Here is a 13,501-nt window from a genome sequence, read left to right as displayed (position 1 = left end):
GGGTTACTCGCCCTGGAGGCGGAAGCTGAGCCAGCTGACGATCTGGGGGATCTGGCCGTGCCAGGCGGCGAGGGTGTCGCCGGTGACCGAGGGGAGCGTCTTCTCCACGTGCAGCGGGGCCTTGGCGAGCGACGCGAACCGGTCGGCCTGCTGGACCTGCCGTCCGCCGGACCCGGCCGTGACCAGCATCCAGACCGGGGGCGGCGGCATGTGGTCGAGCCGCCAGAACAGGTCCTGCTCCTGGCGGAACTGCGGGCTGCCGCCGAACGGGTCGGCCTGGTGGGGCTGGCCCGGGATGTCGTTCGCGGCGAGCCCGGGCGGCACCTCGGCGGACAGGTCGAAGACCCCGTTGATCGTCGCGGCGGTGCCGAACCGGGCCGAGTCGGTCATCGCCAGCCGGGCCGCGCACTGGCCGCTGGAGCCGAAGCCCAGCACGCCCCAGCCCTTGTGGTCGTACGGCAGGCGGTACAGGTCGCTGAGCGCGAGCGGGACGTCCTGCGCGTAGAAGTCGAGCGCCTGACCGTAGCCCTTGCCCGGCACGTTCAGGCAGGCCGCCGGATGGCTGCCCGCCGAGGCCGGGGGCTTCACGCCGTCCTTCGGGCGGCTGGTCGACTGGGTGGTCGGCCCGGTGGTCGGCCCGGCGGCCGCTCCGTTGGCGGTCGGCCCGGCGGCGGTCGGTCCGTTGGTGGTCGGGCCGGTGCCCGCGGGCGGCGCGGACACCTGCGTGAGGCCCTTCACCGAGCGCAGCATCACGTAGATGACCGGCTGGGTCTTGTTCGCGGCGTTGAGCTTGGCGGCCTCTTCCGGCAGGCGCGCCTGCTTGATCCAGGCGAGCTTGTCGTCGGACGCCCCGGCGCCGCCGGAGATCGCCAGCACGACCGGGAGCCGCTTGCCCTTGTTCTGCGGCTGGAAGTACTGCGCGGGGAGGTAGGCGTACGCCTCGGTGGTGAGCCCGGTCGTCGCGCCGGTGATCTGCAGCTTGTCGACGCGGCCGTCCACCTTGGGGTCGGCGGGACGGTTCTGGCGGTGCGGGCCGAGCGTGGTCGCGGTGCGCTTGACCAGCTTGCTGAGCGTGTCCTCCTTGCCCCGGCTGGGCTGGACGGTCTGCACCTTGGCGTTGGCCCGGACCGGCCCGAACAGGTCGTCCCAGGTGTTGTAGAACACGAACCAGCGGTTCACCAGCAGGGTGATCGCGAGGGTCAGCGCGATCTGGGAGGCGCCCAGCACCAGGACGCGGGCGCCGAGCCGTTTCAGCCCCGAGCCGGCCAGGCGGGGCCACACCCAGAGGGCGCCGATGCCGAGCGCGGCGGCGACCAGGCAGATGAGCCCGATGAACGTGAGATTCGACGGCTCCACGTCACTCCCCCTGGAGGTGATCGCTCAGCCACGTGATCGTGGGAGGGATGTATTTGCGGAACGCCTTGAAGTTGTGGCCGCCGGACGGGAGCATCCATTTCGCGACCACGAGCGGGGGCCGTGCCGCCGCCATGAAGCTCTTCGCGGACGGGTAGGTCTTCTCACCCGACAGCGCCGACGCCACCAGGATCGAGACGGGCGGCTGCGGCAGGTTCTTCAGCCGCCAGATCAGGTTGTTGCTGTTGCGGACGGCCTTGCTCTTGCCGTACAGGTCGCGCGTGGTGGTGTCGAGCAGCGCGTGGAAGTGCCCGGCCATGCTGGACGCGGCGGAGAACCGGTCCGGGTGCAGCATCGCCAGCTTCGTCGCGCAGTAGCCGCCGGTCGAGTACCCGGCCAGGCCCCAGCCGCGCCGGTCACGGGCGACCCGGTTCTTGTAGGTGCTCGTGACCGCGTCCGGGACGTCCTGGGAGAAGAAGGTCTCGACCTGCGGGCCGCCCGGCACGTCGGCGCACTCGGTGTCCCAGCCGTTCTCGATGGTCGGCCGCATCATCACGTAGATCATCGGCTGCGCCTTGTGGGCCGACATCTGGAGGAACGCCTCCTCCGGGACGTGCCCCTTGTCGATCCAGGTGAGCCGGTCGGCGGCCGGGTACCCGGCGATGAACAGCACCACCGGGAAGCGCTTGGCCGCCGTCTTCTTCTGGAAGTACTGCGGCGGCAGGTACACGTACGCCTCGGACTTCAGGCCCGTCCGGACGCCCTGGATGTCGAGGTGCTGGACCAGGCCGTCCTTGGCGGGCGTGTGGCCCTTGCCGGGGCCGAGCTGCGCCGCCGAGGTGACCGTGACCTGGGACGCCGCGGCCGCGTTCGGGTTGGCCGGCGGCTTCTCCAGGACCTGGGACTTGCCGCCCGCCGCCCCGAGCAGATCCGACCAGCTGCCGTAGAACAGGTAGTACTGGTTCACGGCGGTGAGCAGCAGCGAGACGATCACCAACTGGACGCCGGCCATCACGCCGATCCGTCCGGCCAGGGCGAGCGGGCCCCTGCCGCCCAGCCGGTTCCAGCCGCGCAGCACGACCAGGGCCACGACGGCGGCGAGGATCACCAAAAGCAGGATGATGAGCCCCCAGCTCGTCAATCCCAGCATGTGTCGGTCCCCCTAGAGTGGTTCGCACGTCGATCGGCATCCGGGCGCCCTTAGAGAACTCGGCGAACGTGCGGCAGAGTTCCAGCGAAGATTCAGAAACTGGATCGTATGGCGCGGGCGTGCCCCGGGCGATTCCGTGCGGTCACCCTACCGACCTGAGGGTTAGCCGCACGTTTACCCTATGTCCAAGATCAGCTCAGCTCGTCCGGTGCTTCAGTGAACGTTCGGGGGGCTTCGCTCCCGGCCCGGCGAGGCCCAGATCAGCGGTGTGGCGGGCCGTCCGGGGGATCAGCCCGCGAGCCATTCTCCCGTTTCGACGCTCACCAGACCATGCCTCGCGGCCTCGATGACGGCCTCTCTCTGGGAGTGCACGCCGAGCTTGCTGAGCACCGATTGGACGTGGCTGCGCGCCGTGCTGCGTGTGACGCCCATCGCCTTGGCGAGAGCCTGGGTCGACTCGCCGCGGGCCAGCCGGGTCAGGACCTCGCGCTCGCGTGGTGTGAGGAACCGCGCGACCCGCTGCGCCTGGCTCTGCCCGGGGACCCCGGGACGCGCGCCCAGGCGCCGCGGAGCGGCCCGTTCGGCGACGATCTCGCCGCGTCCGACCCGGCGCAGCACCGCGAGGATGTCGCCCGCCTGCTGGCCCTTGTGCGCGAAGCCGCTCACGCCGGCGGTCAGGCCCGCCGACAGGACCGGCGGCTCCAGGTAGCCGGTCAGCAGCACGAACCGGGTGGACGGCGCGACCGCGCGCAGCCGCGGCATCCACTCCAGCGCGGTGGTGCCGGGGAAGTTGAGGTCGATCAGGCACAGGTCGGCGGGCCGGGCGCGCAGCACGGCGAGCAGCTCGGCGGGGGAGTCGACCTGCCCGACGACCGCGTACCCGGCGTCGGCGAGCACCAGCGACAGCGACTCGGTGAACACGCGGTGGTCGTCGCAGACCACCACGGTGGGGGCGGCGCCCGTCATGCCGTCCACCCCGCCCGGGGCGTCCAGGTCGATCGGCTCATCCGATGGGCCGCCAGTCGTCCCAGTCGGCGTCCAGGCCGCCGTTCAGACCGGCATCGAGACCGGCATCGAGACCGGCATCGAGACCGGCATCGAGACCGGCGTCCAGGTCGGCGTCGAGGGCGGTCTCGGGGGCGCCGGTGACGTCCGGGGGCGGCGCGGACGGCAGCAGGAGGCGGACGCGGGCGCCGCCCATCTCGCAGGTGCGGATCTCCAGGCTGCCGCCGTAGCCGGACACCAGGTCGTGGACGATGCCGAGGCCGAGCGAGGCGAGGCCGCCGGGGGCCTGGCCGAAACCGGGGCCGTCGTCGTCGACCTGGAGCACGACCCAGCCGCGCTCGACGCCGACCCGGACGTTCACCCGGTGCTCGGCGACCCGGCAGGCGTTGTCGAGGACGTTGCGGAGCGCCCGCCAGAGCGCGACCGCGTCCATGTGCGCCCAGGCGGGATCGCCGGAGAAGCACAGCTCGTGCGGGGTGGCGAGCCGGATGCCGGTGACGACCTCGGCGGCCAGCTCGTCCACCCGGAGCCGCTGCGCGGGCGCGAGCGCGGACGGGTCGTCGCCGGCGTCGCCGTCCGGGGCCTCCTCGTCGAGCTGGCGGAGCAGGTGGTCGAGCCAGCGCGTCTCGCCGAGCAGCTGCTCGACCCGCTCGCGGCTGGCCGGGCCGATGTCGTCGGCGACCGCGACCGCGGACGCCAGCATGATCACGGTGCCCAGCTCGTGCCGGATGTCGTGCCGCAGGCGCCTTCGCCAGAGCACGGGGTCGCCCGCGTGGGCGCGGGTGCAGGGGTTGCCGTGGGGGGAGGCCGCGGGTCTGTCGGAAGGGTCTGGGCCGGATGTTCGGCGTGGCGCGTCCAACGGTGGTGAGGACCGTGGCTGGCCGTGCTGCATGGAGGACCCCCGTCCGTGATGCCGGCACCTCTCCAGGAGTACTGCGGGGCCGTCTCCCCACACGGCCCGTATCTCGACGGTCACCCCGTACCGCCCGTCATGTCCAGTCAATTGACCGCCACTGACCGCTGCCTGACCGGTTGTGGACAGTCCGATTATCCGCGCCAACCCGAGCCATTGTCGGAACGTCGAAGGACGGGGGTCATGATCGGCCGCCGGCCGTCCGGGAACGGTCACCCGGGGGGCATTTCTTCATGCCTTCGGCGTAGCGGTCTTGCGCATTCCGATGGGTGTGCGGCACAGGAGCGGCAGGCACAGTGCCGGTATGCCCAAGGTCACTTTTCTCGGACATGCCGGACTCGTGGTGCGCGCGGACGCGTTCCGCCTGCTCGCCGACCCGTGGCTCGCCCCCACCGGGGCCTTCCTGGGGGCGTGGCACCAGTATCCGAGGAATGATCACCTCGACCTTCCGGGGTTGCTGGAGGCCGACTGGGTGGCGGTGTCGCACGAACACCTCGACCACTTCGACCCCTGGGTCATCGAACGGCTTCCGGCGCGGACCAGAATCCTCATTCCCGGATATCCGGGACCCGCGTTCAGAGAACGCATGCGAACGGCCGCCGGTTCCCGCCAGGTCATTGAAGTGTCACCGTGGGAGAAATTCCCCTTGGACAATCGCGGGTCATGGATCACCGTGATTCCGGAGTTGTCGCCGATGTGCCATGACGCCGCATTTCTGATCGTGGCGGACGGGCGCGCGGTGCTGCACTGCAACGACGCCCGGCTGACCGCCGCGCAGGCCCGCCGCGCCAAGCACGTGGCCGGCGGACGGCTCGACCTCATGGCGCTCCAGACGTCCGGCGCGTCCTGGCATCCGATCTGCTACGAGTACCCGGCGGAGGAGATGGCGCGGGTCTCGCTCTCCAAGCGGATCGCCAAGCTGCGCGCGGCGCAGCGGCTCGTCCGGCAGACCGCGCCCGAGCTGGCCGTGCCGTTCGCCGGGCCGCCGTGCTTCCTGGACGACGAGGTCTCGCACCTCAACTGGGTGCTCGACCAGGAGGAGGGCGCGTTCTGCGACCCGGACGCGTCGGTCCGCTGGCTGCGCGAGCATCTGCCGAACCAGGCGTTCGAGTCGTTCCAGCCCGGCGACGCGATCGAGCTGGACACCGGCGAGATCACCCGCGACCCGGTGTCGGCCGAGTTCTCCTATGCGGACGCCGACCGGGACGGCTACATCGAGCGGTACGCCACCGACCGCAAGGATCTGATCGCGGGCGTCCTCGCCGCCTATCCCGAGCCCGGCCCGGACCTGTTCGACCGGTTCGTCGAGCACTTCGACCGGCTCGGCGCGCTCAGCGACTACTTCCTCGAGCAGATCGCGATGACCGTCCGGTTCGAGGTGGCCGGCCGGAACGGCGGCACCTGGGACGTGGACCTGAAGCCGGGCGCGGTGACCGTCACCGACGCGAGCCGTCCGGGGGCGGGTCCGGAGGTCCGGCCGCAGTACCGGATCACCGTCGCGGGACGCTGGCTGGACACCGTCCTCACCGGCCGCCTGGCCTGGGAGGACCTGCTGATCTCGTTCCGGCTCAGCCTCTACCGCGACCCGGACGTCTACAACGACTACCTCGTCGGCCTGCTCAAGCACGCCAACGCGCAGGCCCTGCGCGCGGTCGAGGAGTACGAGACCGGACGGGACGAGACGGAGCGCATAGTCGTCCGCACCGGCGGACGCGCCTTCGACATCCCGCGCTACTGCCCGCACGCGGGCGAGGACCTGTCCATCGGCGCGGTCGTCCGGGACGGGCAGATCCACTGCCTGGCGCACAACTTCGCGTTCGACCTCGCGTCCGGGCAATGCGTCAACGCCCGCGCCGCCGGTCTCGGAAGCCGTCCCGTCGGGTGACCCGCCGCTGTCGTTGATCACTGTCGGCGAACCGCTGTCGTTGGGCGCCCCGCCGCTGTCGGTGACCGCTGCCGTCGAGTGGGCCCGGCTGCCGGATGGGTGCGGCCGTCAGGTGGGCAAGGCCACACCGAACGTTCCGCTGGGAGGGCGTGCGGTTGTGCGATCGGGGGGTGTGAGAACCGCCGATCCGATACCGTTTTACCTGCTTCGCGGGGGTTGAGGGGATTTTGCGGATGGTCCTAGGGAAAATCGAAGATGCTGTGCACAAGGCCCGGCCGACGGTGCGGAAGGTGCGCGGCGACCGCCGCCGCCTGGCCGTCCTCGCCGTCGTGTTCGTCCTGCTCGTGGGCGGTATGGAGCTGCTCGCGCTGAAGCTCGGCGCGTTCAACGTGCCGTTCGCCGGAGAGGACGGGCCGACCGCGATGTCCGACCACGCGGTCACCAGCACGCAGTAGGCGAAGCCTCAGCGGGTGTTCCGCTCCTTCAGGATCGACTGGAGGTCGGCGGCGTCCGAAAGCGTGGGGCAGGCGTATTCGTCCTGGTGGCCCCACGAGTAAGCGATCTCGAGCGGTGGGTCCGGGACGAGCCGGTCCCACCGCCCGAGAAGCGCCCGGAACTGATCCCCGGTCGGCATCCAGTACTGCTTGTCGCCCTTCGTGCAGCCCTGCCCGAACGTCTGCAGGACGGGCGCGACGGAGGTCCGCGGGATCCCGGCGTGGTCGGCGAGCCGCACCATGCGGTCGATCGCGCCGAGGTCGCAGGCGGCGCGCGGGCTGGCGCCGCCCTGGCAGGGGTACGGGTCGAGGCCGACGACGTCCACGTTCAGCTTGGCGGGCGTCGCGTCGGCCATGGGCCAGTCGGTCAGGGACACGAACGCGATCTGACCGGGGGCCTGCGCCTTGATCAGGTCGGCGCGGCGGCGGATCTCGCCGAGCACCTTCGGGCACTCGCCCGGGTTCGGCTCGTCCGACAGGTACCAGCCGTACACGCGCGGGTCGTGCCCGTACCTGCGGACGGCCGCGGCGAACGCGTCGAACGGCAGGGAGAAGTCGTCGCAGGTGAAGTTGCCGACCCAGAGCATCGCCCGCATCCCGGACGGGATCCGCGCGAGCGCGGCGTCGTCCGGCTGCGCGTCCACCAGGTCGAAGCCGAGCTCCTTGAGGCGCGGATAGTCGGCGGGCGTGGTGTTCAGCGCGATCCGGCGAGTGGGGACGGCCCGGACCGCCCGGGTCCCGGGCGTCGCGCTCGGCCCCCGGTACGGGTGGTAGCCGCCGGACGTGGCGACCTGCACGACGACCACGATGCCGGCGACCAGCGCGATCGCCGCGACCACCGTGAGGATCTTGAACTTCACCGCGGCCTCACGCGGCCTCACGCGACGTCCGGGGCGTGATCGCCGGCGGTCTCCGGATCCTTCTCCGCCTGCCCGTCCTGCGCGGCCCGCTTCGCCGCCGTCCCGACCGTGCCGTCCGGGCGGACGGCGAGCGGCGGGACGGTGAAGCCGAGGATGTGCCGGACGGTGTCCCAGAGCGCGCGCGCCGTCGCCCGCATGGACGGTTCGCGCAGGTAGACGGCGTCCACCGCGACCCGCGCCGGGACGATCCGCTCGATGTAGTTGACCAGGTCGACGGTCTCGCCAGGCCCGAGCACGTCGAAGTCGCGGAACCGGACCTCCGACACCCCGGTCAGCCCCGGCCGGTGGTCGAAGACCCACCGGGTGTCCGGGCCGTAATGGACGGCGAGGTCGTAGGTCTCTGGACGCGGCCCGACCAGCGTCATGTCGCCGCGCAGGACGTTCCACAGCTGCGGCAGCTCGTCCAGGGACCACTCGCGCAGCAGCCGCCCGACGCGGGTGAGCCGCGGGTCGGCGTTCGCGGTGACGGTGAGGCCGCCGACGCCGGTCCGCATCGTCCGGAACTTCAGCATGGTGAACGGGTGCCCGCCCTGCCCGACGCGGGTCTGCCGGAACAGGCCGGGGCCCGGGCTCGACGTCCGCACCACGCACCAGATCAGCATCAGCGGCGCCGACAGCAGGATCAGGCCGAGCAGCGCGCCGAACACGTCCAGCGTCCGGCGGGCGCCGGAGGGCGGGACGCCGTCGGACGGGTCGACGGGGGACACCTGGAGTTCGGTCATGACGGGGCCGCCTCCGCTTCGAGGGTGGTCCGCGCGCGCAGGCGGGCGAACCAGAACAGCAGGACGAGAGTGGTCGTGGCATAGGAGAAGGCGGACGCGACGGCCGCGCCCGTCGCGCCGAAGCGGGGGATGAGCAGCAGGTCCAGGGCGACCGTGACGGTGAGCCCGGCGGCCTGCGCGACCGAGGTGAGCCCGGGGCGTCCGACGCCGTACAGGTACGCCTGGAGCAGCCCGGACACGCCGAACGTGACGAGTCCGCAGAGCAGGAGGTAGGTCGGGTTGCGCGCGCCGTCGAACGACGACCCGAACACCCACGGCAGGACGGTCCCGGTGAGCAGTGCGAGCGGCACGATCGCGAGGGCGGAGACGGCGAGCGCGGGCAGGATCAGCCTCCGCGTCCGCTCGGCCGCGACGTCCCGCGCCTCCTTCGCGAAGTCGGGATACAGGACGTAGTTCATCGCGAGCCCCGGTAGCTGCACCAGCTCGGCGAACTTCGACGCGACCGTGTAGACGCCCAGGACGGACGGACCGGCCATCGCGCCGAGGAACGCGACGTCCAGCCGGAGGTTCAGCAGGTCGACGAGCTGCCCGAGCTGTCCGCGCATGCCGAATCCGGCGATCTCGCGGCCGAGGGCGAAGGACGGGCGTCCCCAGCCGGAGAAGAAGCCGCGCCGGGCGAGGCGACGCGCGATCCACGCGGCGGCGGCGACGTCGGCGAGGACGAGCGCGGTGATCAGCGCGCCCGGCCCGTACCAGAGGCCGAGCATCCCGACGTAGAACGGCAGGAACACGAACTCCTCGACGGTGATCGCCAGGCTCGCGCCGCGCAGGTCGCCGGTGCCCTGGAGCAGGCCCTTCCCGACCGACACGAACCCCTGCGTGAAGGACGGCAGGGCCCCGGCCAGCGCGACCCAGACGCCGAAGTCGCGGAAGAAGAGGTAGAAGATCCCGGGGGACAGGACGAGCCAGGAGAGCCCGCCGACGACCGCGCCGCCGGCCGTCAGCCACGCGACCGTCGGCCGCACCCGCCGCTGGTCGTACTGCTCGCCGGCCAGGTAGTAGGGCGCGGCGCCCATCAGGCCCGCGTTCGACAGCTGGCAGACCATGCCGGGCAGGATCCGGACGAGCGTGAGCGCGCCGACGAGCTTCGGCCCGCCGATCCGCGCGACCAGGATCGTCGCGATCCCGAGCGAGGCGAGCGCGCCGAGCCGTCCGGCCATGTTGCCCGCGACCAGGCCGACAAGGCGTCCCTGGAGCTTTCCGCGCAGGCCGCTCTTCGGTTCCTCTAGGAGCGTCATGCGTTCTCCTCCCGCTGCCGTCCGTAGAGGTCCACGGCCGCGATCAGGCCGAAGAACGCCCAGCCGTGCCGGTAGTGCAGGGTCTGGTAGAAGAGCGCGGACACCAGGAACACCACGACCAGCGCCCCGAACAGCTCGGGATGCGGGACGAGATCGGCGTACTCGCGGTTCAGCGCGCCGCGCCGCGCGATCCGGACGCAGCGCAGCAGCAGGACGAACACCAGCGTGATCACCGCTACGCCGCCGAGGAAGCCGCGTTCCAGCACGGCCGCGATGTAGTCGTTGTGGGCCTCGCGCACGTAGGAGTACTGGCCGTCGTAGCTGTGCTGGCGCACCTCGTTCGGGCCGATCCCGAACGGATGCGTCTGCTCGCCGAGCATGGTCAGGGTCGTGTTGAGGACGGTCCCGCGCGATTCGGTGCTCTCGCCGGTCGTCCGTCCGATCGAGTCGCGGAGGATCGGGGCGGTGTCCCCGACGCGTTCGACCAGGGTGGCGGTGTCGACCTGGGTGAGGACGAAGACCGTCCCGCCGCCGAGGACGGCCGCGAGCGCGCCGACGGCGACCGCGTGGTGCGCCTTGCCGTCCCTGATCAGCCGCCAGAGGTAGCCGACGACGAGCGCGATGCCGAGGGCGAGCGTGCCGCCGTTCGAGCCGGTCAGGAACTCGGCGGTGAGGAGGATCGCGCAGACCGTCCAGCGGGCGCCCTTCCTGCGGGGGAGTCGGGTGGCGCGCGCGATGAAGAACACGCAGATGAACCAGTTGGACGCGTAGTTGGCGTCGCCGAAGGTGAACATGGCGCGCGCGCCGTCGACCTGCTTGCCGGACAGCGCCTCGATGCCCGCCGCCATCCCGACGATCTCCATGACCGCGTACAGCGTGCCGAGGTAGACGTAGGCGCGCAGCGCGATCCGGGTCATGCCCGCGTCCTGGCAGAGCGTCGCGACGCACACCGCCCACAACAGGACGAACACGTCCTTGACCAGCGGCAACGCGCCCGCGCCGTCGTTCACGAGCGAAGCGGCGGCGCCCGCGAGGACGGCCAGCAGCGTCGGCACGAGGAACGGCCACGGCACCGGCCTGCCCTGCGAGGTCGCCCAGAGCAGCGTCGTCCCGGTCAGCAGGACGAGCAGGACGTCCGGAATGGCCGTGTTGCCGGGACCCGGACCCATGCCGAACGGCATCAGCATCGGCAGCGACGCGATCGACAGCACGAGGACGATCGCCGTCAGCCGCCAATGCCGCTTCGCCGGAGGGGACGTGTCCACCTCCGGCGCTGCGATGTTCGGCGCGGTCAGGAGCATCGGCATCACCGCTGGTAGGGGCGGGCGGAGGTGCCCCGGTAGGTCTCGTCGAGGACGGTTCCGAGGTAGTCGGGGGTGAACCAGTCGCCGACCCGGCCGCGCGCCCGTTCGGCCATCCGCGCGGCGGCGACCGGCTCGTCGAGCAGGGCCGCGGCGGCGACCGCGAGGCCGTGCGGGTCCTGCGGCGGCACGAGCATTCCGGTCTCACCCGCGAGCACCAGGTCCTGGTTGGACGGGACCGCCGTCGCGACCAGCGGGATCCCGGCGGCGATGGCCTCGACCAGCACGCACGGCAGGCCCTCCCAGCGGGACGCCATCGCCATCACGTCGAACGCGGGCAGCAGCTCGGGGACGTCGTCGCGGTGCCCGAGCCAGCGCATCCGGTCGGTCAGGCCGAGCTTGGTCGTGAGTTTCTCCAGCTCAGAGGCCATCGGCCCGCCGCCGACCCAGATCCCGAACACGTCCTCGGGCAGTTCGGCGAGCGCCCGGACGAAGATCTCCGGGCCCTTCTGGAACTGGAGCCGTCCGACCGATCCGACGACCTTCACGCCGAGCGGCAGGTCCAGGCGGCGTCGGGCTCGTGCGCGCGCGCCGGACGACGCCGCCGCCTCGAACGCCGACACGTCCACAGCGGGCCAGGACAGTCGCACGCGATCCGGGGTCGCCAGGCCGAGGCGGAGGGCCGTCGTCACGGTTTCGGACCCGATCGCCAGGAACGCGTCGGTGTGCTTGGCCGCGATGCGTTCCAGCCGCACGTACACCGATCGGCGCAGCCGCGACTGGAACTCGTTGAACGGGAAGCCGTGCCAGGTGTGGACGATCCGCGGCACTCCGGCGCGGGCGGCGGCGATCCGTCCGATCACGCCGCCCTTCGCGCTGTGCGTGTGGACGACGTCGTACCGCCCTTCGGCGAGGACGGTCGTGAGCGTGCGCAGCGCGGCCATGTCGTCGCGCGGAGAGATCTGCGGGACGAGCGGCCTCACCTGCGTGATCTCCATGCCGGCCTCGTACGCGCGCGGGGTCAGGTCACCGGCGGCGGCGTTCTTCACGGCCGCCTCACCGTGCAGCACGTCCAGGCCGGATCCGTCCGAGCCGGCTGCGGCGGCGCTGTCCATGCCGACGCCACCGGTGATGACGGCGCGTTCGTACCGGTCGGGATCGAGGGCGAGCGCGCCGTTCAGCGCCACGTTCCCCGCGCCGCCGTTGAACCGGGTGATCACGGTGGCGACGCGCAGTTTGCGGTCCGGGTCCAGGGCTTCCAAGGCGCACCCCTCTACAGGCCGGGGGGATCGGCCGGCGATCCCGCGTCTCGCGGCGGCCCGGCGGCGGACGGCTCGGGCCGCCGCGCCGGGTGGTACTCGGGGAGCAGCCGGCGCAGGATCCGCCGGACCCGCGCCGCGTCGTCGGCGTCGGCGGCCGCGCCCAGTTCGTCCAGCAGGGCGGACAGCCCGGCGGCCGGTGGCGGCGCGGGCCGGGTCGCCCAGATCTTCGGATGCGCGGTGCGGAGGCGAGCCTCGCAGTCCGCGAACGACTTCTCGGAGAGCTTCTCGCCGGGGCCGAGGCCGCAGAACCGGATCGTCACCTCGGGCAGCCGCAGCTGCTCGGCGTACCGGTGCACCAGCTCGACCACCGGCACCGGACGGCCCATGTCCAGCACGAACGTCTCGGCCTCCTCGGCGAGCGCGGCGGCCTCCAGCAGCAGCCCGGCGGCCTCCTCGGCGGTCATGAAGTGCCGCGCCACCTCGGGATGGGTGATCGTCACGGTCTCCCCGGCGGCGATCCGGTCGGCGAGCAGCCCGAGCAGCCGCCCGCGCGGGCCGAGCACGTTCCCGATCCGGACGGCTGCGAACCGGGTCGGCCCGCCCGCCGCCGCTTGGAGGAGGAACTCGCCGAGCCGCATCGTCGCGCCGAACACCGAGGTCGGGTCGGCGGCCTTGTCGGACGACACGAACACCAGATGCCGGGTGCCGTGCCGGACCGCGCCGTCCACGACGTTCCGCAGCCCAAGGACGTTGTCGGCGACGCCCCGGCACGGATCCCGCTCGACCCTCCCGAGGTCGTGCCGTCCGGCGGCGTGGAAAACCAGCTCAGGGCGGGCCTTGGCGAGCACGGCCGCGACCACCGGGCCGTCCCGGACGTCGGCGGGCGCGGCGACCACCCGCGCCTCGGGCAGCCGCGCGGTCATCTCGTGCCGCAGCCGCGCCAGCCCGGACGCGTCGATGTCGACCAGCGTCAGCTCCGCCGGGTCGAGCCGCTTCAGCCCGTGGCACAGCGCCGAGCCGACCGTCCCGCACGCGCCCGTCACCAGCACCCGGCGGCCACGGACGAGCCGCCGCGCGCGCGGACCGGTCACCGCCACCTCGTCCCGGCCGAGCAGCGTCGCCAGCGGCGTCGCCTCCCCGCGGGCCTTCGGCGGCGGCGCCGGGGGCACGGCCTTCGGCCGCGTCCTCGGCGAGCGTC

12 protein-coding genes are annotated in these 13,501 nt (G+C 72.3%); 2 read left to right on the top strand and 10 right to left on the bottom strand.

The annotated features are described in order from the left end of the window. Positions 1 to 3: 3 nt before the first annotated feature. The 4 genes from AB0L06_RS33095 to AB0L06_RS33080 form a co-directional block, all read right to left on the bottom strand. A complete protein-coding gene (locus AB0L06_RS33095) occupies positions 4 to 1,356 on the bottom strand; it encodes an alpha/beta hydrolase (protein ID WP_500235083.1) in 1,353 nt (450 codons plus the stop codon). Position 1,357: 1 nt separating this feature from the next. Beyond that, positions 1,358 to 2,503 carry an alpha/beta hydrolase gene (locus AB0L06_RS33090; RefSeq protein WP_500235082.1) on the bottom strand — a complete coding sequence of 382 codons (1,146 nt, stop codon included), beginning with the start codon at positions 2,501 to 2,503 and terminating at the stop codon, positions 1,358 to 1,360. A 288-nt stretch (positions 2,504 to 2,791) separates the two neighbouring features. Beyond that, entirely contained in the window at positions 2,792 to 3,469 is a 678-nt protein-coding gene (locus AB0L06_RS33085) for a response regulator (RefSeq protein WP_500235081.1), read from the bottom strand. 37 nt (positions 3,470 to 3,506) lie between these two features. Then, a complete protein-coding gene (locus AB0L06_RS33080; RefSeq protein ID WP_500235080.1) occupies positions 3,507 to 4,268 on the bottom strand; it encodes a sensor histidine kinase in 762 nt (253 codons plus the stop codon). A gap of 457 nt (positions 4,269 to 4,725) precedes the next feature. Here AB0L06_RS33080 and AB0L06_RS33075 point away from each other — a divergent pair, with 457 nt between their 5' ends. Together AB0L06_RS33075 and AB0L06_RS33070 are read left to right on the top strand one after the other, a co-directional pair. Further along, on the top strand, positions 4,726 to 6,306 hold the full coding sequence (locus AB0L06_RS33075; protein WP_500235079.1) for a Rieske 2Fe-2S domain-containing protein: 1,581 nt from the start codon (positions 4,726 to 4,728) through the stop codon (positions 6,304 to 6,306). A 233-nt stretch (positions 6,307 to 6,539) separates the two neighbouring features. Next, positions 6,540 to 6,761: a hypothetical protein gene (locus AB0L06_RS33070; RefSeq protein WP_500235078.1), complete on the top strand. Its 222-nt coding sequence runs from the start codon at positions 6,540 to 6,542 to the stop codon at positions 6,759 to 6,761. 8 nt (positions 6,762 to 6,769) lie between these two features. Here AB0L06_RS33070 and AB0L06_RS33065 read toward each other — a convergent pair whose 3' ends face one another. Genes AB0L06_RS33065 through AB0L06_RS33040 form a run of 6 tightly spaced genes read right to left on the bottom strand, consistent with a single transcriptional unit; the run spans position 6,770 to position 13,472 of the window. Next, positions 6,770 to 7,660 carry a glycoside hydrolase 5 family protein gene (locus tag AB0L06_RS33065; protein ID WP_500235077.1) on the bottom strand — a complete coding sequence of 297 codons (891 nt, stop codon included), beginning with the start codon at positions 7,658 to 7,660 and terminating at the stop codon, positions 6,770 to 6,772. Between the two features lie 17 nt (positions 7,661 to 7,677). Continuing rightward, positions 7,678 to 8,442 (bottom strand): sugar transferase, encoded by a 765-nt coding sequence (locus tag AB0L06_RS33060; RefSeq protein WP_500235076.1) that lies wholly within the window; start codon positions 8,440 to 8,442, stop codon positions 7,678 to 7,680. Continuing rightward, a complete protein-coding gene (locus AB0L06_RS33055; protein ID WP_500235075.1) occupies positions 8,439 to 9,740 on the bottom strand; it encodes an oligosaccharide flippase family protein in 1,302 nt (433 codons plus the stop codon). Before AB0L06_RS33055 ends, AB0L06_RS33060 begins: the two co-directional genes overlap by 4 nt. Continuing rightward, positions 9,737 to 11,041: an O-antigen ligase family protein gene (locus AB0L06_RS33050; protein ID WP_500235074.1), complete on the bottom strand. Its 1,305-nt coding sequence runs from the start codon at positions 11,039 to 11,041 to the stop codon at positions 9,737 to 9,739. Before AB0L06_RS33050 ends, AB0L06_RS33055 begins: the two co-directional genes overlap by 4 nt. 5 nt (positions 11,042 to 11,046) lie before the next feature. Beyond that, positions 11,047 to 12,303 carry a glycosyltransferase gene (locus AB0L06_RS33045; protein WP_500235073.1) on the bottom strand — a complete coding sequence of 419 codons (1,257 nt, stop codon included), beginning with the start codon at positions 12,301 to 12,303 and terminating at the stop codon, positions 11,047 to 11,049. A gap of 11 nt (positions 12,304 to 12,314) precedes the next feature. Next, positions 12,315 to 13,472 (bottom strand): polysaccharide biosynthesis protein, encoded by a 1,158-nt coding sequence (locus AB0L06_RS33040; RefSeq protein ID WP_500235072.1) that lies wholly within the window; start codon positions 13,470 to 13,472, stop codon positions 12,315 to 12,317. Positions 13,473 to 13,501: the final 29 nt, after the last annotated feature.

Source organism: Spirillospora sp. NPDC052269 (assembly GCF_040679435.1).
Taxonomy (GTDB): Bacteria; Actinomycetota; Actinomycetes; order Streptosporangiales; family Streptosporangiaceae; genus Spirillospora.
Note: the sequence above shows the minus strand (reverse complement) of the source record. Positions and strands in the feature narration are given on the sequence as shown.

Excerpts from the sequence above, each read along its gene's own strand:
- AB0L06_RS33090 (WP_500235082.1), bottom strand. The coding sequence starts at position 2,503 with ATGCTGGGATTGACGAGCTGGGGGCTCATCATCCTGCTTTTGGTGATC.
- AB0L06_RS33085 (WP_500235081.1), bottom strand. The coding sequence starts at position 3,469 with ATGACGGGCGCCGCCCCCACCGTGGTGGTCTGCGACGACCACCGCGTG.
- AB0L06_RS33075 (WP_500235079.1), top strand. The coding sequence starts at position 4,726 with ATGCCCAAGGTCACTTTTCTCGGACATGCCGGACTCGTGGTGCGCGCG.
- AB0L06_RS33070 (WP_500235078.1), top strand. The coding sequence starts at position 6,540 with ATGGTCCTAGGGAAAATCGAAGATGCTGTGCACAAGGCCCGGCCGACG.
- AB0L06_RS33060 (WP_500235076.1), bottom strand. The coding sequence starts at position 8,442 with ATGACCGAACTCCAGGTGTCCCCCGTCGACCCGTCCGACGGCGTCCCG.
- AB0L06_RS33055 (WP_500235075.1), bottom strand. The coding sequence starts at position 9,740 with ATGACGCTCCTAGAGGAACCGAAGAGCGGCCTGCGCGGAAAGCTCCAG.
- AB0L06_RS33050 (WP_500235074.1), bottom strand. The coding sequence starts at position 11,041 with ATGCTCCTGACCGCGCCGAACATCGCAGCGCCGGAGGTGGACACGTCC.